Source organism: Rhizobium leguminosarum bv. trifolii WSM2297 (assembly GCF_000271845.1).
Map to the genome: position 1 here is coordinate 2,178,764 of NZ_JH719395.1, position 20,367 is coordinate 2,199,130.

The 20,367-nt window shown below is 61.4% G+C and carries 20 protein-coding genes and 1 pseudogene; 11 read left to right on the plus strand and 10 right to left on the minus strand.

From position 1 onward, the window contains the following. Nucleotides 1–25: 25 nt before the first annotated feature. From RLEG4DRAFT_RS25980 to RLEG4DRAFT_RS26005, 6 genes are all read left to right on the plus strand, one after another. Nucleotides 26–949, plus strand: coding sequence for an ABC transporter permease subunit (locus RLEG4DRAFT_RS25980; RefSeq protein WP_003565604.1), 924 nt, complete (start codon nt 26–28; stop codon nt 947–949). Further along, complete coding sequence (locus RLEG4DRAFT_RS25985) at nt 946–1,863, plus strand: ABC transporter permease (protein ID WP_003581250.1); 918 nt, start codon at nt 946–948, stop codon at nt 1,861–1,863. The genes RLEG4DRAFT_RS25980 and RLEG4DRAFT_RS25985 overlap by 4 nt, the downstream gene beginning before the upstream one ends. A 3-nt stretch (nt 1,864–1,866) precedes the next feature. Beyond that, the gene (locus RLEG4DRAFT_RS25990) at nt 1,867–2,874 is read left to right on the plus strand and encodes an ABC transporter ATP-binding protein (RefSeq protein ID WP_003581252.1); all 1,008 of its coding nucleotides are present in this window, start codon (nt 1,867–1,869) and stop codon (nt 2,872–2,874) included. Beyond that, on the plus strand, nt 2,867–3,853 hold the full coding sequence (locus tag RLEG4DRAFT_RS25995) for an ABC transporter ATP-binding protein (protein ID WP_003581253.1): 987 nt from the start codon (nt 2,867–2,869) through the stop codon (nt 3,851–3,853). The genes RLEG4DRAFT_RS25990 and RLEG4DRAFT_RS25995 overlap by 8 nt, the downstream gene beginning before the upstream one ends. Before the next feature lie 133 nt (nt 3,854–3,986). Further along, nucleotides 3,987–4,328: a hypothetical protein gene (locus tag RLEG4DRAFT_RS26000; protein ID WP_003581255.1), complete on the plus strand. Its 342-nt coding sequence runs from the start codon at nt 3,987–3,989 to the stop codon at nt 4,326–4,328. Between the two features lie 232 nt (nt 4,329–4,560). Next, a complete protein-coding gene (locus RLEG4DRAFT_RS26005; RefSeq protein ID WP_003581256.1) occupies nt 4,561–5,481 on the plus strand; it encodes a sugar kinase in 921 nt (306 codons plus the stop codon). A gap of 84 nt (nt 5,482–5,565) precedes the next feature. Here the strand turns inward: RLEG4DRAFT_RS26005 and gstI are convergent, their stop codons facing one another. After that, nucleotides 5,566–5,757: a glutamine synthetase translation inhibitor GstI gene (gstI, locus tag RLEG4DRAFT_RS26010; RefSeq protein WP_003581258.1), complete on the minus strand. Its 192-nt coding sequence runs from the start codon at nt 5,755–5,757 to the stop codon at nt 5,566–5,568. A 432-nt stretch (nt 5,758–6,189) separates the two neighbouring features. Between gstI and RLEG4DRAFT_RS26015 the strand changes: the two genes are divergently transcribed. Further along, the gene (locus RLEG4DRAFT_RS26015; RefSeq protein WP_003581259.1) at nt 6,190–7,230 is read left to right on the plus strand and encodes a glutamine synthetase beta-grasp domain-containing protein; all 1,041 of its coding nucleotides are present in this window, start codon (nt 6,190–6,192) and stop codon (nt 7,228–7,230) included. Between the two features lie 235 nt (nt 7,231–7,465). Continuing rightward, complete coding sequence (locus tag RLEG4DRAFT_RS26020) at nt 7,466–8,647, plus strand: glycosyltransferase family 4 protein (RefSeq protein WP_003581260.1); 1,182 nt, start codon at nt 7,466–7,468, stop codon at nt 8,645–8,647. 6 nt (nt 8,648–8,653) lie between these two features. On the opposite strand, the gene RLEG4DRAFT_RS26025 is transcribed toward RLEG4DRAFT_RS26020, so the two are convergent. After that, on the minus strand, nt 8,654–9,667 hold the full coding sequence (locus RLEG4DRAFT_RS26025; protein ID WP_003581261.1) for an alpha/beta hydrolase: 1,014 nt from the start codon (nt 9,665–9,667) through the stop codon (nt 8,654–8,656). A 157-nt stretch (nt 9,668–9,824) separates the two neighbouring features. Between RLEG4DRAFT_RS26025 and RLEG4DRAFT_RS26030 the strand changes: the two genes are divergently transcribed. Next, a complete protein-coding gene (locus RLEG4DRAFT_RS26030; RefSeq protein WP_003581262.1) occupies nt 9,825–10,262 on the plus strand; it encodes a MarR family winged helix-turn-helix transcriptional regulator in 438 nt (145 codons plus the stop codon). A 217-nt stretch (nt 10,263–10,479) separates the two neighbouring features. Here RLEG4DRAFT_RS26030 and der read toward each other — a convergent pair whose 3' ends face one another. The 3 genes from der to RLEG4DRAFT_RS26045 all read right to left on the minus strand — a co-directional run bounded on the left by der (nt 10,480) and on the right by RLEG4DRAFT_RS26045 (nt 13,289). Next, nucleotides 10,480–11,901 carry a ribosome biogenesis GTPase Der gene (der, locus tag RLEG4DRAFT_RS26035; protein WP_003581264.1) on the minus strand — a complete coding sequence of 474 codons (1,422 nt, stop codon included), beginning with the start codon at nt 11,899–11,901 and terminating at the stop codon, nt 10,480–10,482. Nucleotides 11,902–11,917: 16 nt separating this feature from the next. Further along, entirely contained in the window at nt 11,918–12,601 is a 684-nt protein-coding gene (locus RLEG4DRAFT_RS26040) for a tetratricopeptide repeat protein (protein WP_003581266.1), read from the minus strand. A 103-nt stretch (nt 12,602–12,704) separates the two neighbouring features. Next, nucleotides 12,705–13,289: an NnrU family protein gene (locus tag RLEG4DRAFT_RS26045; protein ID WP_003581267.1), complete on the minus strand. Its 585-nt coding sequence runs from the start codon at nt 13,287–13,289 to the stop codon at nt 12,705–12,707. 121 nt (nt 13,290–13,410) lie between these two features. On the opposite strand from RLEG4DRAFT_RS26045, the gene RLEG4DRAFT_RS26050 reads away from it, so the two are divergent. Beyond that, nucleotides 13,411–14,400 (plus strand): hypothetical protein, encoded by a 990-nt coding sequence (locus tag RLEG4DRAFT_RS26050; protein WP_003581268.1) that lies wholly within the window; start codon nt 13,411–13,413, stop codon nt 14,398–14,400. A gap of 205 nt (nt 14,401–14,605) precedes the next feature. Here RLEG4DRAFT_RS26050 and sbmA read toward each other — a convergent pair whose 3' ends face one another. After that, entirely contained in the window at nt 14,606–15,871 is a 1,266-nt protein-coding gene (gene sbmA, locus RLEG4DRAFT_RS26055; RefSeq protein ID WP_003581269.1) for a peptide antibiotic transporter SbmA, read from the minus strand. A gap of 125 nt (nt 15,872–15,996) precedes the next feature. Beyond that, nucleotides 15,997–17,181, minus strand: a complete 1,185-nt coding sequence (locus tag RLEG4DRAFT_RS26060) for a YbfB/YjiJ family MFS transporter (protein WP_037094171.1) — start codon at nt 17,179–17,181, stop codon at nt 15,997–15,999. A 166-nt stretch (nt 17,182–17,347) separates the two neighbouring features. On the opposite strand from RLEG4DRAFT_RS26060, the gene RLEG4DRAFT_RS26065 reads away from it, so the two are divergent. Then, the gene (locus RLEG4DRAFT_RS26065) at nt 17,348–17,923 is read left to right on the plus strand and encodes a PadR family transcriptional regulator (protein ID WP_003581271.1); all 576 of its coding nucleotides are present in this window, start codon (nt 17,348–17,350) and stop codon (nt 17,921–17,923) included. A gap of 261 nt (nt 17,924–18,184) precedes the next feature. Here RLEG4DRAFT_RS26065 and map read toward each other — a convergent pair whose 3' ends face one another. The 3 genes and pseudogenes from map to RLEG4DRAFT_RS64485 form a co-directional block, all read right to left on the minus strand. Further along, nucleotides 18,185–18,946: a type I methionyl aminopeptidase gene (map, locus tag RLEG4DRAFT_RS26070; RefSeq protein WP_003581272.1), complete on the minus strand. Its 762-nt coding sequence runs from the start codon at nt 18,944–18,946 to the stop codon at nt 18,185–18,187. 39 nt (nt 18,947–18,985) lie between these two features. Then, nucleotides 18,986–20,047: an LLM class flavin-dependent oxidoreductase gene (locus RLEG4DRAFT_RS26075; RefSeq protein WP_003581274.1), complete on the minus strand. Its 1,062-nt coding sequence runs from the start codon at nt 20,045–20,047 to the stop codon at nt 18,986–18,988. A 220-nt stretch (nt 20,048–20,267) separates the two neighbouring features. Further along, nucleotides 20,268–20,367: pseudogene (locus RLEG4DRAFT_RS64485) on the minus strand (IS110 family transposase); the annotation flags it as partial.

Consider the following 20,367-nt stretch of genomic DNA (forward strand, 5'->3'; position numbering starts at 1 on the left):
TTGCGGGAAGGACCGGCCCACGATCATGATCAAATACGCCCTCCGTCGCCTGCTATCGACGATCCCCGTTCTGTGGATCGCCGTCACAGCCTGCTTTTTCGTTTTGCGCCTTGCCCCCGGCGGCCCGTTCGATGGCGAAAGGCCATTGCCGCCGGTGATCCTGAAAAATCTTGCCGTCCACTACAACCTCGACAAGCCGCTGATCCAGCAGTACCTGATCTATGTCGGCGACCTGCTGCGCGGCGATCTCGGCCCCTCCTTTGCGAGCGAGGATTTCACCGTCGCCCAGCAGATCATGATCGGTCTGCCCTATACCTTCACCATCGGTACGGCTGCCTTCCTGATCGCCATCATCGTCGGCGTCGCCGTCGGCTGTCTTGGCGCGCTCTACCAGAACAAGGCGCCGGACTATATTCTGGGCGCCCTCATCCTGGTCGGCGTCGTGCTGCCGAACTTCCTGATCGCGCCGATCCTGCAGCTGATTTTCGGCATCCACCTCGCCTGGTTTCCGGTCGGCGGCTGGGGTGACGGCTCGATCAAGTACCTGATCCTGCCGATCGTCGTTCTGGCCCTGCCGCATGCCGGCCGCATCTCGCGCATCACCCGCGGCTCGATGATCGAGGTGATGAACCAGAACTTCATCCGCACCGCCAAGGCCAAGGGCATCGGCCCGCGCCTGACGGTGATGCGCCATGCGCTGAAGCCCGCCCTGATGCCTGTCGTCTCCTATCTGGGTCCGGCGGCAAGCTACCTTCTCACCGGCTCGCTGGTTGTCGAAAGCATCTTCGGATTGCCCGGCATCGGCCGCTATTTCGTCAACGCGGCGCTGAACCGCGATTACGGCATGGTTCTGGGCACAGTCATCTTCTACATGGTGCTGATCGTGTTCCTGAACCTTCTGGTCGACATCGCCTATGCCTGGCTGGACCCGAAAGTGAGAAACCGATGATCCTCAATCCCGCAAAACGCGAGCTGCTGGCCCAGGAGCTTCTGGAGGCGGACGGCCTCGCACCCGAAGGCCGCTCTCTGACCAAGGATGCGTTGCGTCGTCTCGGGCGCAACAAGGCCGCCGTCCTGTCGATTGCCGTCCTGACGCTCTTGATCCTCGCAGCCTTCCTCGGCCCCTGGTTCATTCCCTTCAATTATGAGGATCCGGATTGGGCGGCCTTCCGCATCCCGCCGTCGATCGAGACAGGCCATTATTTCGGCACCGACCCGAATGGCCGCGATCTTCTCGCCCGCGTCCTCTATGGAACCCGTGTCTCGCTCGCCGTGGCGCTGACGGCAACCGTCGTCTCGGTCGTCATCGGCGTGCTCTACGGCGCGGTGTCGGGCTATATCGGCGGCAGGCTGGATGCGATCATGATGCGCTTCGTCGACATCATGTATGCCCTGCCCTACATCCTCTTCGTCATCCTACTGATGGTGATCTTCGGCCGCAACGTCTACCTGCTCTTTGCCGCGATCGGGGCGCTGGAATGGCTGACGATGGCCCGCATCGTGCGCGGCCAGACGCTGTCGATCAAACATCGCGAATTCATCGAGGCGGCCCGCGCATCCGGGCAACGGCCGTTCAAGATCATCGTCAAGCACATCATCCCGAACCTCGTCGGACCGGTGGTGATCTTCGCGGCGCTGACGGTGCCTGAAATCATCGCCACCGAGAGCTTCCTGTCCTATCTCGGCTTCGGCGTGCAGGAACCGCTGACCTCGCTCGGCACGCTGATCGCCGAGGGAACAGATGCCATGGAAAGCATGCCCTGGCTCTTGATCTTCCCGGCCAGCTTCCTCGTGGCGTTGCTGCTCAGCCTGCTGTTCATCGGCGACGGCCTGCGCGACGCGTTCGACCCGAAGGATCGCTAAAGAATGGCCCACGAAACACAAAAAGACGTTCTTCTCGAACTCAAGGACTATTCGATCACCTTCAAGACGCCTGACGGCGAGGTGAAGGCAGTCTCGAACATGAACCTCACCGTCCGGCGCGGCGAACGCATCGCTATCGTCGGTGAGTCCGGCTCCGGCAAGAGCCAGACATTCCTCGGCATCATGGGCCTGCTCGCCAAGAATGGCAGGACGACGGGGCAGGCATTGCTGGAGGGCAAGGACGTGCTTTCGCTGAAGCCGCGCGAGCTCGATCAGATCCGCGGCAAGGACATGGCCATGGTCTTCCAGGACCCGATGACCGCCTTGAACCCATCCCTCAAGATCTCCAGGCAGCTGACGGAACAGCTCGAGGTTCACCGCGGCCTGACGGCGCGCGCCGCCTCCGCGGCAGCCCTCGACATGCTGAAGCGGGTCGGCATCCCCGACCCGACGCGGCGCTTCCACCTGTATCCCCACGAACTCTCCGGCGGCATGCGCCAGCGCATCGTCATCGCCATGGCGCTACTCACCAAGCCGAAGCTCCTGATCGCCGATGAGCCGACGACGGCGCTCGACGTCACCATCCAGGCGCAGATCCTCGATCTCTTCAACGACCTGACGGCGGAGATGAACACGGCGCTGATCATGATCACTCATGATCTTGGCGTCGTCGCCGGCCTCGCCGATCGCGTCGCCGTCATGTATGCCGGCCGCATCGTCGAGGAGGCGCCGGTCGACGAACTCTTCGACAACCCGGCCCATCCCTATACGGCGGCGCTGCATGCCTCGATCCCGCGCCCCGACCAGGATGTCGACGACCTCGTCGTCATCCCCGGGCGTCCGCCGAACCTGCAGCACCTGCCGAAGGGTTGCAATTTCTCGCCGCGCTGTTCGCAGGTCCAGGATGATTGCATCGACCGTCCGCCGCCGCTCGAAATCCTGGCGCCGCGCCACTGCGCCGCCTGTTACCACCCCTTCCCGCGTCGTGAGGAACTGCTGAACCATGGCTGACCGATCGCTTCTGAGGGTCGAAAACCTGACGACCCAATTCGAATTGCCGGCAAAGGGCCTGTTCAAGCCGCCGATCTTCCTGACCGCCGTCAACAATGTCAGCTTCGATCTCGCCGAAGGCCGCACCCTTGGCGTCGTCGGTGAATCCGGCTGTGGCAAGTCCACGCTCGGCCGCTCCATCTTGCGGCTCTTGAAATCGCAGAAGGGCCGCATCCTCTGGCAGGGCCGCAATCTTCTCGACCTCTCGGACGAGGAAATGCGCGCCGCCCGCCGCGACATGCAGATCATCTTCCAGGATCCGATCGCCTCGCTCGACCCGCGCATGACGGTCGGCGACATCATCGCCGAGCCGCTTACCGTCTTCGAGCCGAAGCTTTCGAAGGCAGAGCGAACCGAACGCGTCCGCGAGATCATGACTGCCGTCGGCCTGGTGCCGGAGATGATCAACCGCTATCCGCACGAATTTTCCGGCGGCCAGGCGCAACGCATCGGCATCGCCCGTGCCGTCGTCACCAAACCGAAGCTGATCATCTGCGACGAGCCGGTGTCGGCCCTCGACGTCTCGATCCAGGGCCAGGTGATCACGCTTCTGCGTAAGCTGCGCAAGGAATTCGGCCTGACGCTGATCTTCATCAGCCACGACCTTTCCGTCGTGCGCCTGATCTCCGACGACGTGCTGGTGCTTTATCTCGGCAGAGTAGTGGAGGCCGGTGACTGCGCCACCGTCTTCGATCATCCGGCTCATCCTTATACGCAGGCGCTGTTTTCCGCAGCACCCATCCCCGATCCGAAGCTCGCGCGCCTGCGCACCCGCATCCGCCTGCAGGGCGATCCGCCCTCGCCACTCAACCCGCCGAAAGGCTGTGTCTTCTCGCCGCGCTGTTGGAAGGCGACCGATATCTGCCGCACCGAAATGCCGCCGACCGAGGAAGTCCGCCCCGGGCAGAAGGCCGCCTGCTATCATATGGACAGGCCTTGAGCGGCCACACAACGTCAGGATGAAGCGCTCGGAAAAGCGGACTTATTTTGGGTTCTAAAGTCCCCGATAAGAAAGATTTATCTGAGCACATGGTATCCGTTTTCCGCCCAATCATGGGCTGGGGAACGCATATATGAAATCGAAACTATCAGGATTGATCGCGGTTGCCGCCGCGATTATCGCTGCCTCCGCCGTTTCGGCGCGTGCCGAAGATTTGAAGTTCAAGCTCACCAACGGAACGAATTCGGTCCTGGAACGCTTCTACAGCGCGCCGACCGGAGTCGACAACTGGGAAGAAGACGTCTTCGGCGACGGCGTTCTCAATCCGGGGGAAAGCATCGACATCACCATCGCCGATGGCCGCACCGTCTGCAAATACGACATGCGCTTCGAGTTCGAGGAAGGCTCAAACCTCGCCGCCACCGAAGATACGCAGGATCTTTGCCAAATGGGCAGCTACACCATCCACGAATAAACGGGCTTAGCCAGCGCCCGCCTTCGCCTAATGTATGTCGCCCGGAAATGTACCGCGGTTCCGGGATAACGACATGCATAAAAACAAAGAGCTAAAGCGCGTCGCATGAATCAATTTCGATGCGGGGCGCTTTAGCTCGCAAAGGCGGGCTTTTCGTGTGCCGCGAGATCAACGCTTGTCACTCCGCCCGGCTCCGCGTATCAGCGATGAAGAGCAATGCCGGGAGGACAAGGTGAGCAGACGGTTTCTATCGATCGGTGAATGCATGGTGGAGCTGTCGCAGGCAGGTGACGGCCTGCTGCGCAAAGGTTTCGCCGGCGATACTTTCAACACCGCCTGGTATGCCCGCGCCTGCCTTGGCCCCGACTGGTCGGTCGATTATTTCACGGCGCTCGGCGACGACGCCATGTCGGATGAGATGGCGGCCTTCATCGACAAGGCAGGCATCGGCACCAGCCTCATCCGCCGCATCAAGGGCAAGACGCCCGGCCTTTACATGATCAATCTGAAGAACGGCGAGCGCTCCTTCAGCTACTGGCGCGACAGTTCGGCCGCCCGCAGCCTGGCCGCCGATCCCGACCAACTGCGTGAGGCGGTCGAAAGCGCCGATGTCGTCTATTTCTCCGGCATCACCCTTGCCATCCTGCCGCAGGAGGATGCCACGACGCTGCTCGCCGAAATCCGCCGCGCCAAGGCCGCCGGCAAGCTCGTGGTGTTCGACCCGAACATCCGTCCCCGCCTCTGGTCGAGTTATGACATCATGCACGCGACGATCAGCGAGGGCGCCCGCTCCTCGGTGCTGGTCATGCCGAGCTTCGACGACGAGGCCGCCCATTTCGGCGACGATTCCATCGACGCGACGATCCACCGCTATCACGCGCTCGGCGCCGCCAACATTGTTGTCAAGAATGGCGCGGACGGCGTCAGATTGAATTTTTCCGGCGATGAGACCTTCGTCCCGGCGGTAAAGGTGGAGACGGTAATCGATACCACCAGTGCCGGCGACAGTTTTAACGGCGCCTTCCTCGCACACTATCTTGAAACCGGGGAAGCAACCGCAGCCGCCGGCTTTGCCGCAGGCGTTGCAGCCCGCGTCGTCAGCGAACACGGCGCTTTGGTGGCAAAGGAAAAACTTGGATTGAACGGCGGCTGAGCCCGCGCATGCCAACTGTAGGCCTGCGCGCGGAATCGCTCTCGCGCCAGGTCGATATTTTGGCCCCCTTGAGGGGATGAAAAATCAGGACTTCGTCGGCCGATCGGACTCGCGAACCGCCTCGTCATGGTACCAGCAACTATCGAGTGCCGCGTCGCAGACGTCAGCTGCCTCGCGTTCCATCAGCCGGGCGCGTTCAAACCGGTTGGCGGTCCGCGTCGGCTTGACGGGAAACTGATAAATCGTTGCGGATTCACGATGGAAACCGGTGGGCATGAGATCGCCTCCATTCAATTCGGCGCATCGACATTCAAGATCACGACCATAGCATGATGCACATAGTTTATGCAAATTGCACAAAATATATGCACTCTAATATTATGATTGATCAATATGCTGAACCCGTCGTGGGCGTCCGCCTATTTGTTCAACATGTCATCACTTCAGGCTAACGCCGAAATTTTCATCTGGTTCCACAGCGAAAAATCCGCTTTCTTCCTGCCGATAAGGGCTGCGGCCGTCAAAAAAATGCTGTTTGGGCAAAGGAAAAATATATGTCGGGGCGGCCGGTTTGCGATTTTTTCTTTCCCCCAGGGCGAAACTGGCACGCTACATGCTTCAATAGGTATATCCCCTGGCGGTCGGATGCGCTTGCGCGCCGAGATCGTCTCCGGATTTGCTCACCTTCGTCGCATTGAGAGAGTCACGATGACAAAATATAAGCTCGAGTATATTTGGCTCGATGGGTACACTCCGGTACCGAACCTGCGTGGCAAGACGCAGATCAAGGAATTCGACGTATTCCCGACGCTGGAACAGCTTCCGCTCTGGGGCTTCGACGGTTCGTCGACCATGCAGGCCGAAGGCCGCAGCTCCGATTGCGTGCTGAAGCCGGTCGCCATCTATCCCGACCCGGCCCGCACCAATGGCGTGCTCGTGATGTGCGAAGTCATGATGCCGGATGGCGTCACGCCGCACGCGAGCAACGCTCGCGCCACCATCCTTGACGACGAAGATGCCTGGTTCGGCTTCGAGCAGGAATATTTCTTCTACCAGAACGGCCGTCCGCTCGGCTTCCCCGAGCAGGGCTATCCGGCTCCGCAGGGCCCGTATTACACCGGCGTCGGTTATTCTAACGTCGGCGACGTCGCCCGCGAAATCGTCGAAGAACATCTCGACCTCTGCCTCGCCGCCGGCATCAACCACGAAGGCATCAATGCCGAAGTGGCCAAGGGCCAGTGGGAATTCCAGATTTTCGGCAAAGGCTCCAAGCGCGCAGCCGACCAGATCTGGATGGCGCGCTATCTCCTGCAGCGCCTGACCGAAAAGTACGGCATCGACATCGAGTATCACTGCAAGCCGCTCGGCGACACCGACTGGAACGGTTCGGGCATGCATTGCAACTTCTCGACCAAGTTCATGCGCGAAGTCGGCGGCAAGGAATATTTCGAAGCGCTGATGGCGCAGTTCGACAAGAACCTGATGGACCACATCTCGGTCTACGGTCCTGACAACGACAAGCGCCTAACCGGCAAGCACGAGACGGCTCCGTGGAACAAGTTCTCCTACGGCGTTGCCGACCGTGGCGCCTCGATCCGCGTCCCGCACTCCTTCGTCAAGAACGACTATAAGGGCTATCTGGAAGATCGCCGCCCGAACTCGCAGGGCTGCCCCTACCAGATCGCTTCGCAGGTTCTGAAGACGATTTCGGAAGTTCCGCTCGCCGGTTCGGCTTCCGCAGCCGCCTAACCTCCCAAGCGGCGCCGGTCCACGACCGGCGCCGTCCTTCCGCATGAAGATCACGATCGGCCGCTGACATATTCGCGGCGATCGAGCCGCTGAACGCCCCGCAAACGCTGGCATGCGGCTGTAATATTTCCATCATGGTCATGCCTCAAAATAGGCAAGCGGGAATCGCCGTTCCGGAACCCCGCTTTGGGGTTGAGCGTTGGCATATCGATGCAACGCGGATGGAAATCGTGACATGCTGCAACGTCCGGCAAACACTCATAGCGACGAGAGCTGGGCCAATGCCGCAGCCGCCGGCAACCTCCCGGAACGACTGGTGATCGTCACCGACGCCTGGCACCCGCAGGTCAACGGCGTCGTGCGCTCGATCGAGAACACCAATCGCGAACTGGCCAAGATGGGCGTAGCGGTTTCGATGGTGACCCCCGAGCGTTTCCACAGCATCCCGTGCCCGACCTATCCCGAGATCCGCCTGTCGATTGCCAATTATCGCCGCATCGCCCGCGAGATCGAAAAACACAATCCCTCCTACGTGCATATTGCCACCGAAGGGCCGCTGGGGCTCACCGCCCGCCGCTGGTGCCTGCGCAAGCGCATGCCCTTCTCGACCAGCTATCACACGCGCTTTCCCGAATATGTTTCCGCTCGCCTGCCAATTCCCCAGAGTTGGCTTTATGCCTTCGTACGCTGGTTCCACAATGGCGGCGCCGGGTGCATGGTCGCGACGCCGAGCCTTGCTCGCGAACTGTCGGCCCGCGGCATCAAAAACTTGATGCCCTGGACCCGGGGCATCGACGCCACGCAATTCCACCCCATGCCGCTCGAGGACCAGCCATTCGGCCTTCCTCGTCCGATCTTCATGACGGTCGGCCGCGTCGCGTTGGAAAAGAACCTGCCGGCCTTTCTCGATCTCGACCTGCCAGGTTCGAAGGTCGTCGTCGGCGATGGCCCGGCACGCGCCGAGCTGGAACAGCGATATCCAGACGTGCGCTTTACCGGTGTGAAATTCGGCGAGGATCTGGCGAAAGCCTATGCCCAGGCCGACGTCTTTGTCTTTCCCTCGCTCACCGACACCTTCGGCAATACCATCCTCGAAGCACTGGCATCGGGTGTGCCGGTCGCAGCCTATCCCGTCACCGGTCCGCTTGATATCATCGGCGAAGACAGGGAGGTCGGCGCGCTCGACCGGGACCTCCAGGTCGCCTGCCTTGCCGCCCTCTCCGCGTCGCGAACCAAGGCGCGTGAGCTTGCCATGCAATATTCCTGGGAAGCGGCGACGACGCAATTCATCAACAATATTCGCGCCGCCAATGGCGTCATCACGCCGAAATGGAAGAAGGCCTGGCAATTTGCCAAGTCGCTGCCAAGAGGCAGAAAGCCCGGCGAAACCGCCGGGCCTCTCCCCTCCGCAGACTGATCGCCCTTACTTATGCAAAGCGTTGCGAAGCGTGTCGTTCGCGACGGCGATCGCGCTGCGCGCAGCAGGTGTTTCGGCGATAGCGTTCAGCAGCACAAAGTCGTGGATCGTGCCGTTGTAACGCATCGACGTGACGCGAACGCCGGCCTGGCTGAGCTTGCGGGCATAGGCTTCGCCCTCGTCGCGCAGCACGTCATTTTCGTCGACGATGACGAGCGCCGGCGGCAGGCCGTTCAACTGCTCCAGCGATGCCTGCAGCGGCGAAGCCGTCGGCTCCTTGCGCTTGGCCTCATCAGGCAGGTAGGCGTTCCAGAACCACTTCATTGCTTCCTTGGTCAGCCACGGCCCATCGGCGAACTCATTGTAGGAGCCATTGTCGAAATTGGCGTCGGTAACAGGATAGAACAGCACTTGCTGGTCGATGGCAGGACCGCCGCGTTCCTTGGCAAGCAGCGTTACCACCGCCGCCATGTTGCCGCCGACACTGTCACCTGCGACCGCGAGCCTGCTGGCGTCGACATTGAATTCCTTGGCATGCTCGGCGACATATTTGGTCGCGGCATAGGCCTGCTCGATGGCGACAGGATAGCGGGCTTCCGGGGCGAGTTCGTAATCGACGAAGACGACGGCGGCATTAGCGCCATTGGCGATTTCGCGCACCAGCCGGTCATGCGTATCCGCATCACCCAGCACCCAGCCGCCGCCATGGAAATAGAGGATGACCGGCAGCGTGTCCTTGGCATGTTCCGGGCGGACGATGCGCAGCTTGATGCTACCTGTCGGGCCCGCCTTGATGACCCTGTCCTCTTCCTGCGCGGCAAGCTTCTTGACGTCGCCCTTCTGGGCCCCGGCCAGAACATTGCGGGCATCGGCCGGCGACAGCGTGTAGATCGGCTTACCACCGGCAAGGCCGTCGATGAATGTCTGCGTTGTCGGCTCCAGCACCGGATCGGCAAGCGCGCCAGCGGCGGAGGCTGCCAGGAGTGCCACTGCGGAGACGGCGGTTTTGATGGTCGACATTGTCTTGTCCTCTCGGTTTGATGTTCGTTCTGAACTCGATTTATATCGCGCACGATTATTTATAGGACAACTTAAATTTTGGCATGCCTGCCGTGCAGAAAACACGCTTGCGATTATTTATCGCACGATATAAATTTGTTCAGTTCTGGAGGTGACCATGCAGGATCAGCTGAAGCTCAACGATTTCATCTGCTTCGCCGTCTATACGGCAAGCCATGCCTTGAACCGCGTTTACAAGCCGCTTCTCGATGCACTCGGCCTCAGCTATCCGCAATATCTGGCCATGGTCGCGCTATGGGAAAAGGACGGCCAGAGTGTCGGCAGCCTGGGGGAAAGGCTTTTCCTGGAATCGAGCACATTGACCCCTCTGCTAAAGCGCCTGGAAAGCACCGGCTATGTCAGACGCGAACGCAGCCGGGAAGACGAACGCGTCGTCGTGCTTCGGCTGACGGAGGAAGGCAAGCGCCTCAAGGAAAAAGCAGTCGGCATCCCCGGCTGCATCGTCGCTGCCAGCGGCCGCGACGCGGTCGACCTCACCCGGCTACAGGCCGAGATCGTGGCGCTGCGCGAAGCATTGAACAACAGCGTGGCCTAGCTAGACGATCGGGATTGCACGGTCGCGCCCGCGGCACCCCCCTCTGCCCTGCCGGGCAACTCCCCCACACATGCGGAGACCGGCCGGGCGCACCCGCTCGTTCCAGACATCAATTGTTTGGAGAGATTCCAACCACGAGTCGATCTCCCTCCTTGTGGGGGAGATGCCCGGCAGGGCAGAGGGGGGGTGCCCCACGCACCAGCGGCCCCAAGAACCCCTACGTCCGCCTCTTCTTGCCTTCGAACGGGTTATCGGCTGAACGGAAATGAATACGGATCGGCACGCTCGGCATGTCGAAATCGGCGCGCAACCCGTTGATCAGATAACGCGTATAGGATTCCGGCAGCGCGTCGGAGCGGGTGCAAGAGATCATGAAGGCCGGCGGGCGGGCCTTGACCTGCGTCATGTATTTCAGCTTGATCCGGCGGCCGGACACGGCTGGTGGCGGATGCTGGATCTGCTGCGTCTCCAGCCAGCGGTTCAGCCGCGCCGTCGAGATGCGCTTGTTCCAGACCCTGTCGGTGTCGATGATCGACTGCATCAGCTTGTCGAGCCCCCAGCCGGTCTGGCCGGAGATCGGCACGGCGCGAATGCCGCGCGCCTGCGGCAGCAGCCGGTCGGTCTTTTCGCGGAGATCGGCAAGCACCGCCTGCCGGTCTTCGATCATGTCCCACTTGTTGAAGGCAAGCACAGCCGCGCGGCCTTCACGCAGCACGAGATCGACGATCTGCAGATCCTGCTTCTCGAAAGGGATCGTCGCGTCGAAGACGATGACGACGGTTTCGGCAAAACGGATGGCGCGCAGCGCGTCGGCAACGGAGAGCTTCTCCAGCTTCTCGGTGACCCGCGCCTTGCGCCGCATGCCTGCCGTGTCGAACATCTTGATGGTGCGGCCGCGCCAGTCCCATTCGACCGAGATGGAATCGCGGGTGATACCCGCCTCCGGCCCGGTCAAAAGCCGGTCCTCGCCGAGGAAGCGGTTGATCAACGTCGACTTGCCGGCATTCGGACGACCGACGATCGCCACCCGGAGCGGCTTGGTGTCGTCATAGACGGGCTCTTCGTCCTCATCCTCGCCTTCACCCGCGGCCTCGGAAATATCGACGTTGGTGACGGCGACATCCTCCTTGGCATAGGCTCGGTCCTTGCCGATCGCCTCGACGATCGCGTCGCGCAGATCGAGCATGCCCTCCCCGTGTTCGGCTGAAATCGGCGTCGGTTCGCCGAGGCCCAGCGTATAGGCGTCGTAGAAGCCGCTGTCGGAGCCGCGCGCCTCGGATTTATTGGCGACGAGCACTACCGGCTTGCCGCGCCGGCGCAGCATTTCCGCAAGGGCGGTATCGACAGGCGTCAGCCCATTCTTGGCGTCGACGACGAAGAGCGAAAGATCGGCCTCGTCGATCGCCGCTTCCGTCTGGGCACGCATCCGGCCCTGCAGGCTTTCCTCGTCGGCCTCTTCCAGGCCGGCCGTGTCGATAATGGTAAAGGTCAGGCCCATCAGCCGTGCATCGCCCGGCCGGCGGTCGCGGGTCACGCCAGGCGTGTCGTCGACGAGCGCCAGCTTCTTACCCACCAGGCGGTTGAAAAGCGTCGACTTGCCGACATTCGGACGACCGACGATCGCGACCGTGAAACTCATTCTTTTTCCTTAAAACTCAGCCCTGCGCGGCGGGCGCCTTGCCGGATGCGGTAATGAGATCAAGCATCATATGGGCGCGATTGGAAACGTTGCGCGGGCTGTCGGTATCGTCGACGATCGACTGGAACCATTGCCGCGCCTGCGCCATGTTCCCGGCCTTATAGGAAGCAAGGCCGAGCGCTTCGCGCGCCGAATGGCGGAAGGCATTGCCGGGCACTGCCATTTCCTCGATCGCGGCCGAAACCTGCTCGTAGGAGCCGTTTTCGATCAGCAGCCAGCCGGCCCGCATTTTCGCGGCATCGCGCACGGCCGCCGGAACGCCATTGTCCTTGCCGATCTCGTTGAAAGCGGCGATCGCAGCAGCAGCGTCGCCCTTCTGTGCCTGGACGGTTGCGGCCCGCATGCGCGCCAGCACCGGATAGGCGCCATGGCCTTCCTTCTCCAGCTTGTCGAGGGCGGCCAGCGCCTCGTCGTTCTTGTTCTCGTCGGCAAGCTTCATCGCCGCCAGGAACTGGTCGCCGGCGCCGGACGAGCGGTTGTCGTCCCAATATTCGTAGAGAACCTTGCCGGCCGTGCCGACAACGATCAGGATGGCGACGACGATGATATAGCGGCCGAAGCGGCGCCAGACGCCCTTCATCTGGTCGGACCGCAGTTCCTCATTGACTTCACGGATGAAGCTGTCGTCGTTGAATGCCATTCTCGTCTCCGGCCGCGGAAATACCCATACGTTGTGCAAGACGCACATTGTCGGGCCTTCTACCCCATTTTGCCGCCGTTGTAAGGGGGATATGAAAGATTCGTTACATGACGAGCGGCGAAACGCCGATCAGCCATTCGTGCAGCTTCCAGATGATCAGCGCCCAGACGACGATGCCGATGACAATCGCATAGAGATCATATTTGGCCGCGACGAACGGCCGGAGCACGATCTCGCCCGCCCGCTGCCGTCTTTTCAGCGAAATGCGCATGATGACGCCCCAGGCGAGGAAGGCCGCAAACAGCAGCACCGACGACGTTTCGCCATTGGCGAGCAGATGTGCCAGCGCCCAGATCTTCACCGACAGCACCATCGGATGTTTGGTCTTGGTGGCAATATGCCCCGCCGGCAGCAGCGAGGCAACGAGACAGATCATTGCGATCAGCATCAGCGTAATGGTGATATGCGCCATCCAGACCGGCGGATTGTAGAGCATGCCGGTCACTTCGCGCGCCTGCCCGAAACCGTAGATCAGCAGGATCAGCGTAGCGAGGCTCGCGACGGAATAAGCCGCCCGCCATCCCTTTTCGCCGAGGCTTGCGATCATCGAACGGCGGAAGTCTGGGGCAACCACCCGCACCAGATGCACCCCGAGGAAAAGTATGATGCCGACGATAAGCAAAGTCATTGTACGTCCCTTCCGTGCCGTTTGTCATGACTTATCGGCTGGCGGGAAAAAATGCCAGTAAGACCGCAGCTTCGCCGCAATTCTATCGGAGGGAAACCGCGAACAAATTGTCGCGGTGTCCATGTCTCGTCCTCTCCTCTCCGCTTGTCTGGCTGCCTCCTTCCTTCTTCCCCTCATGGCGGAGGCGGCCGACCGGCCGAAACAGCTGGTCATCATCTCGTTCGACGGCGCCCACGACAATGCGCTGTGGCTGAAAAGCCGCGAGATGGCAGCCAAGAACGGCGCCCACTTCACCTATTTCCTCTCCTGCACCTTCCTGATGAATGAGGCGGCGAAGAAGGCCTATCAGGCGCCGCACCAGAAACGCGGAAAATCCAATGTCGGCTTCGCCCAGAGCGACGACGAGATCCGCGAACGCCTCGGCAATATCTGGCACGCCCATCTCGAAGGCCACGACATATCGAGCCATGCCTGCGGCCATTTCGACGGCCGCCTCTGGAGCGAGGCCGACTGGTCGGCAGAATACGCCACCTTCCACGCAACATTGAAAAACGCCTGGAAGAGCGTCGGCCTCGACGAGCCGGCCGGCTGGCAGGATCTGGTCGATCACGGCATCAACGGCTTTCGCGCGCCCTACCTCTCGGCAACGGCCGGCGCCGACATGATCGCCGCCGAAAAGAAGGCAGGCTTCAGCTATGATGCGAGCCTCGTCACCAAGGGCCCGGCCATGCCGGTCGAGGAAGACGGCATCATCCGCTTCGGTCTGCCCTTGATCCCCGAAGGCCCGAGCGAAAAACCGATCATCGGCATGGACTACAATCTCTTCGTCCGCCATTCCAAGGGTGAAGAAGACAGAGTGGACAGCGCTGCCTTCGAGGAGCGCGCCTATTCAGCCTTCAAGGAGGCTTTCGACAAACAATATGCCGGCAACCGCATCCCCCTCCAGCTCGGCTTCCACTTCGTCGAAATGAACGGCGGCGCCTACTGGCGCGCCCTCAACCGCCTGGTCAGCGACGTCTGCCACCGCACCGACGTCGCCTGCATCAGCTATTCGGAAGCCATCCCAATGATCGAGGCCCGCGGCAAACTGCAACAGACGTCGGGGCTTTGACAACTTGAGACGGGGTGCCGGTAGCCCCCTCATCCGACCCTTCGGGCCAACTTCTCCCCGCTGCGGAGAAGGGAAAATAAGACGCCGCCGCTTGTCTCTTCTCCCCAGCGGGGAGAAGGTGCCGGCAGGCGGATGAGGGGGCCACACGCCAAACCGACGCCTTTTTTCTCCGAATAGCTAACCGTTCTCAGGGCAGCCTGCCCCATCAACCATCAGCGTGTACGGCGCCCGCCTCACGCTCCAGGTAACGCTGATCGATCTCCGGCAGCGGCTCGTCGTCGATTGCCGCCTCGAAGGCCTTCAGGCGCTTGTGGATGGAAAGCAGCTCGATGATCGTCGTCCAGGAATTGACGAGATACTGGAACGAGTTGCTGACCTGGCCGAAGGCGGTCGAGATCTGCTGGAAGATACCGTAGGTGATCGTGCCCGCCACGATCGTCGGCACCAGCATGAAGACCACGAAGAGCGCGTCGGCCTGGATGTAGAAATAGCGGGCGACGTTGAAATACATGTAATGGAAATACATGCGGTAGTAGTTGCGACGAACGTTGCCGAAGAGCTCGCGGACGGTCGGCGGCTGGGCCCTCTCCGCGTGGTCCTCGCCATAAACCAGTTCCTTGCGATAAGCCGCCTCGACACGCTGATTGCGGAAGTTCAGCCCCGGCAGCTTGACGCCGGCAATCGCCAGCAGCAGCGTGCCGAACGCCGACCAGAAGAGCGCCAGCCAGAAGAGCGAATTCGCTAGCGGGCCGATGAATGGCAGTTCCGTCACATAATGCGACAGCGCCAATAGGATCGGAAGGAACACGACCAGCGTCATCACCGAGTTGATCAGGCTGATGCCAAGACCTTCGAGTGTGCTCGAAAAGCGCATCGTATCTTCTTGCACGCGCTGCGAGGCGCCTTCAATGTGGCGCAGCTTTTCCCACTTCGACATGTAGAAGTTGTTCATCGCCGTGCGCCAACGGAAGATGTAATGGCTGGTGAAGAAGTCCGTCATGATCGATACGAACATGCTGAGGAACGCGATCTGACAGAAGATCCACATCAGGCTGTAGAAATTATCGACGGTTATGCCCGGCTGCTTCGATAACGCGTTCTGCAGAAGGTCGCCGAACGGGCGGCGCCAGTTGTTGATCACAACACTGATCTGGACGCCAAAATAGGTCACGAAGATAATGAGTGCCGAACCCCAGATCGACCACAGCTTCCAAGGGTGACGCAGCGCCTTTAGATGCCAGGCGCCACAGAAGATGACCGCCGAAAGAAAGAAATAGCTGTAGAACCAGAGATTTTCGGGCAGCAGGAAGAACGAAAGATCGATCGGTTGCTGCTCTTCCGGAACAGGCCCGTAGCCGAGCGATACACCGAGATGAGCGGCAAAGAGATACCAGCCGGCGATGGAAATCAGGGTCCAAACGACGAGCGAAGTGAAGAACGCCTTTGGCTGCGGAAAAAAGGAATGAAACACGGGGAGCTTGGCTTTCCTGAACTGTGAGTCTCGGGAGTGTCGTGGAACACTGATTTTGCCGGAAACTAAGGCAGTTCGAAGGAAGCAGCAATGGGTTCAGCCGATTGTTACGTAGATGTAACCGGTTAGGCGATCTTCTTGATGACCGGCATCACCAGCCCCGCGCAGACGATGAGCGCGGCTGCGGCGATCACCGTTGGGGCGGTGAAATTGCCAGAGCGTTCGGCGATCCAGCCGGCAACGATCGGCCCGACGATTTGGCCGACACCGAAGGCAGCCGTCATCATCGCCAGGATCCTCCGTGGGCTCTCGGGGGAAAGCTTGCGGCCGATCTGCAGCCCGTAAGCGGTGATCGCCAGGAACGTTGCCCCGAACAGCGCGCCGCCAATCAGCGGTGCGGCAGAGGGCGGCAGCATCACGGTCGCGAGCACGCCGGCGGCTTCGATCAGAAGTGCCGCGACATAGACGCCGCCAAGCCCGAGCGGCCTGACCAGCGGCTTCCAGGCAAACAGCGCCACCGCCGCCGTCAGTCCGGCGATGAACCAGCAGAGGAATTCGACGAAGGGTCCCGTAGCCGACAGGCGGGCGATAGTGACGAGGAACGTCGCTGTAATGACGTAGCCGAAGCCGAACAGGCCGTAGGACAGCGTGACCAGCACCATCGGCCGGCTCCAGATCAGCGCTGGTTCCTTGCCCGCTTGCGCCGATTGCGCCGGCGCCGACGGCAAAAGCAGGAAGACGACGACGAGGCTCGCCGCGCAATAGAGCGCCCCGCCGATCCAGTCGGCGCGCCAGCCGTCCGGCCCATCGTGAAAGCCGAGCCCTATCAGCAGCACCATCACCGAGGAAAGCGCAATGCCTGCCCCCGGGCCGCCGAAATGCGCCGCCTGCACGTGATCATTGCCAGCAGCCGCCCCGTGGCTGAGCACGATCGACGAGGTGAAAACCATCGCAAAGGCGCTGGCAAGGCCGGCGAGAAAGCGGATGACGGCAAAGACCGCGACGGAATCAGTGGCGGCCATCGCGGCGAGTAGGATTGCGGTGGCAAGCAGCGCCAGCAGCGCCACTAGCCGTTCGCGCCCTGCCGCCCAGCCATAGGCGGCAAGCACCGCACCGACGAGATAACCGACGAAATTTGCCGAGGCGATCAAGCCCGCATCCGCCGCCGAAAGCGGCACGCCGCTCATCATACCGGGCAGGATCGGCGTGTAGGAAAAGCGCCCGAAGCCCATGGCCGCAGCCATCGCAATGGCGCCGGCAGCGGCAGTGGAAACGAGATTGGGCGGAGATTGAGGCGCGCGGGAAAGCATGCAGCGCTTATCGCGCCGCAGCAACTGCCCCGCAAACGAGTAATTCTGATCGATCCATCAATTTCCGGAAACTTCAAAAATTTTTGGCTTCCCTTGAAAGCTGTTATCTTACGATATATGTTTTACGACATAGCCAACGATACATCTGGAGATGAAAGGAAAAGCCATGAGAGGTTTTAAAGGCGGCATGTTCGGCGGAGCTCTCCGCATGGGCCGCAAATTCGCCGCCGGCGATCTGCAGCTCGTCATCCTGGCGCTGCTCGCCGAGCAGCCGCGCCACGGTTATGAATTGATAAAGTTACTGGAAGAACGTTCCGGCGGCTTCTACGTGCCCAGTCCCGGCGTCATCTATCCCGCCCTCACCTATCTTGAGGAAACCGGTCTTGCCGAAGTGGAGGCCGAGGGCGCCAAAAAGCTTTATCGCATCACCGAGACCGGCCGCCGCCGCGTCGAGGAAAACCGCGATATGATCCTACACACGCTCGCCAAGCTGGAGCGCATCGGCGAGAAGATGGCCTATGTGAAGCGTGTCTTCGAAACCGACCGCCACGGCGCCGACGACGGTGATGACGGCGACTTCATGCAGGATGGCGGCGACATCCGCGCCGCCCGCATGCTGCTGCGCTCGGCTCTGCGCATGCGTTATCCCTGGTCAAAACCCGAAGCCGCCCGCATCGCCGGCATATTGGAACGCGCGGCTACGGACATTCTGCAGGGCGGCAGGCCGGACACGCGGGGGTGAGGAAGATTAGTCACCAAGTTCGGTGACTTAAACGGGTGCGCTTACCTCCCCTCCCTCATTCCTGTGCTCGTCACAGGAATCCAGTGCGCCCAAGTCTTGGGCACGGGAGACCCGCTTCAACTGCATACGGAGCCATTCACCGCGCAGACGCGCGGTGAATGGATTCCTGTGACGAGCACAGGAATTAGGGAGGAGAGGAGAGCGCTCCGACGAAGCACCGTGGAGACGCCAACTTCTAAGGGCATACGACCTGGCCCAACCCTACCCCTGCGGCGCATCCGGCAAGGTCAGAATCACCGGCCCGTTGCGTGTCGCGACCACCGTATGTTCATATTGCACCGTCGGCGCCTGCGGATCGGCATACAGGGTCCACGCATCGTCGCCGCCTTCGGCCCAGGTCGCGCCGAGCGACAGGAAAGGCTCCACCGTAAAGACGAGACCATCCGTCATGACTCGTTTTTCCGAAGGGTCCGGCCAGGTCGAGAGCTCGGCCGGCTCCTCGTGCAGCGAACGGCCGACGCCGTGGCTCGCCAGATTGGCGACCAGCGTATAGCGGTTCTTCTGCGCGAAAGCGCCGACGGCGGTGCCGATCTTTGCCAGCGGCTCACCGGATTTCACCTGGTTGAGCCCGACCCACAGCGCCCGCTTGCCATCACGGCAGAGCTTGTCGATCTTCGGCTTGACCGGCGGCATCGCGAAGGAAGCGCCGGTATCGGCGAAAAAGCCGTCCTTCTCAGCCGAGACGTCGATATTGATGAGATCGCCGGCGCGGATGACGCGCGCACCGGGAATACCGTGGGCGATTTCCTCGTTAATGCTGATGCAGGTCGCACCCGGAAACTGGTAGCAGAACTCCGGCGCCGAGCGCGCGCCAGCATCCTCGAGCACCTTGCGGCCGATCCGGTCGAGCTCCAGCGTCGTCATGCCGGGCTCCATCGCCGCCGCCATCACCTGGATGGCGTTGGCGCAGATCCGGCCGATCTCCTTGAGCTTTACCAGTTCGTCGTCGTTTGCGATAACCATTCGTCTCTTCCGCCCCTGCACAGGGCCGCCGCGGCCGCCTCAAGCTGAGGCTTTCACCCCTTCGCCCTTTTCAGTCAATGCCTTTCTGACGATCGGTGCCACTTTCGTCCCGTAGAGTTCGATGCCGCGCATGATCTGATCATGCGGCATCAGGCCGATCGCCATCTGCAACAGGAAGCGGTCGTTTTTGAAGAGCGCGTGCTGGGCGACGATTTTTTCGGCAACCACCTCGGGATCGCCGACGAAGAGCGCTCCATTCGGACCGCGCGACATGTCGAAATGCGCCCGGCTCGTCGGCCCCCAGCCGCGCTCGCGGCCGATGCGGTTCATCACTTCGGCCTGCGGCCCATAGAACTGCTCGGCGGCGGCCGCCGTCGTATCGGCAATGAAGCCGTGGACATTGATGCTGGTCTTCAGCTTCGCCTGGTCCTGCCCTGCCCGGCGTGCTGCCTCGCGGTAGAGATCGAACAGCGGCGCGAATCGGCGCGGCTCGCCCCCAATGATCGCCAGCGCCACCGGCAGGCCGAGCGCGCCGGCGCGCGCCACCGACTGCGGCGTGCCGCCGACGGCAACCCATAACGGCAGCGGATCCTGCAGTGGCCTGGGATAAACGCCGCGCCCGTTGATCGGCGCACGCATCTCACCCTTCCACTCCACGACTTCGCCCTCGCGCAGCGCCAGCAGCAGATCGAGCTTCTCCTCGAAAAGCTGGTCGTAGTCTTCGAGATTATAGCCGAACAGCGGGAAGGATTCGATGAACGAGCCGCGCCCCGCCATGATTTCGGCCCGGCCGTTGGAAATCAGATCGAGCGTCGAGAACTGCTGGAAAACGCGCACCGGATCGTCGGAGGACAGCACGGTGACGGCGCTGGTCAGCCGAATGTTTTTCGTCTTGACCGCCGCTGCAGCCAGCGCGACGGCCGGAGCCGACGCCGCATAGTCCGGCCGATGATGTTCGCCGAGCCCGAAGACGTCGAGCCCCACCTGATCGGCAAGCTCGATCTCCTCGATCAGATGTTTCAGCCGCTCGGCCCCTTCCGCTCCCTTGCTGCGGGAAGGATTGGGATTGACATCGGCGAATGTGTAAAGCCCCAGTTCCATCGTCGGCATCCTGTTGAATTCTGACCGGAGATAAGGATGGCGGGGATGGAGCGCAAATACAAATTGTGGAACGGATTGTTCGAGAATTTCGATAGGCGGCGTGATGTTTCCGGGCGGCCGATGCTCGTCTTCGTCGCAGGATGGTAAAGAGTTTTCGCGCCGCGGATACGACGCTATCAACTTGGCTCCCTCTTCTCCCCGGCGGGGAGAAGCGCAACCATTAAGCGGAAGAGCTTTGCAGCGGGGTACTTTTTGCCCACGGGGTTTGGCGTTTGAGGACTGTGTTGGCGAAGATGATGAGTTTGCGGACGCATGCGATG

What these genes read in the sequence shown, in the direction of transcription:
- RLEG4DRAFT_RS25980 (WP_003565604.1), top strand. Translation starts at nt 26, where the DNA reads ATGATCAAATACGCCCTCCGTCGCCTGCTATCGACGATCCCCGTTCTG.
- RLEG4DRAFT_RS25985 (WP_003581250.1), top strand. Translation starts at nt 946, where the DNA reads ATGATCCTCAATCCCGCAAAACGCGAGCTGCTGGCCCAGGAGCTTCTG.
- RLEG4DRAFT_RS25990 (WP_003581252.1), top strand. Translation starts at nt 1,867, where the DNA reads ATGGCCCACGAAACACAAAAAGACGTTCTTCTCGAACTCAAGGACTAT.
- RLEG4DRAFT_RS25995 (WP_003581253.1), top strand. Translation starts at nt 2,867, where the DNA reads ATGGCTGACCGATCGCTTCTGAGGGTCGAAAACCTGACGACCCAATTC.
- RLEG4DRAFT_RS26000 (WP_003581255.1), top strand. Translation starts at nt 3,987, where the DNA reads ATGAAATCGAAACTATCAGGATTGATCGCGGTTGCCGCCGCGATTATC.
- gstI (WP_003581258.1), bottom strand. Translation starts at nt 5,757, where the DNA reads ATGCCCACCGGTTTCCATCGTGAATCCGCAACGATTTATCAGTTTCCC.
- RLEG4DRAFT_RS26015 (WP_003581259.1), top strand. Translation starts at nt 6,190, where the DNA reads ATGACAAAATATAAGCTCGAGTATATTTGGCTCGATGGGTACACTCCG.
- RLEG4DRAFT_RS26020 (WP_003581260.1), top strand. Translation starts at nt 7,466, where the DNA reads ATGCTGCAACGTCCGGCAAACACTCATAGCGACGAGAGCTGGGCCAAT.
- RLEG4DRAFT_RS26025 (WP_003581261.1), bottom strand. Translation starts at nt 9,667, where the DNA reads ATGTCGACCATCAAAACCGCCGTCTCCGCAGTGGCACTCCTGGCAGCC.
- RLEG4DRAFT_RS26030 (WP_003581262.1), top strand. Translation starts at nt 9,825, where the DNA reads ATGCAGGATCAGCTGAAGCTCAACGATTTCATCTGCTTCGCCGTCTAT.
- der (WP_003581264.1), bottom strand. Translation starts at nt 11,901, where the DNA reads ATGAGTTTCACGGTCGCGATCGTCGGTCGTCCGAATGTCGGCAAGTCG.
- RLEG4DRAFT_RS26040 (WP_003581266.1), bottom strand. Translation starts at nt 12,601, where the DNA reads ATGGCATTCAACGACGACAGCTTCATCCGTGAAGTCAATGAGGAACTG.
- RLEG4DRAFT_RS26045 (WP_003581267.1), bottom strand. Translation starts at nt 13,289, where the DNA reads ATGACTTTGCTTATCGTCGGCATCATACTTTTCCTCGGGGTGCATCTG.
- RLEG4DRAFT_RS26050 (WP_003581268.1), top strand. Translation starts at nt 13,411, where the DNA reads ATGTCTCGTCCTCTCCTCTCCGCTTGTCTGGCTGCCTCCTTCCTTCTT.
- RLEG4DRAFT_RS26060 (WP_037094171.1), bottom strand. Translation starts at nt 17,181, where the DNA reads ATGCTTTCCCGCGCGCCTCAATCTCCGCCCAATCTCGTTTCCACTGCC.
- RLEG4DRAFT_RS26065 (WP_003581271.1), top strand. Translation starts at nt 17,348, where the DNA reads ATGAGAGGTTTTAAAGGCGGCATGTTCGGCGGAGCTCTCCGCATGGGC.
- map (WP_003581272.1), bottom strand. Translation starts at nt 18,946, where the DNA reads ATGGTTATCGCAAACGACGACGAACTGGTAAAGCTCAAGGAGATCGGC.
- RLEG4DRAFT_RS26075 (WP_003581274.1), bottom strand. Translation starts at nt 20,047, where the DNA reads ATGGAACTGGGGCTTTACACATTCGCCGATGTCAATCCCAATCCTTCC.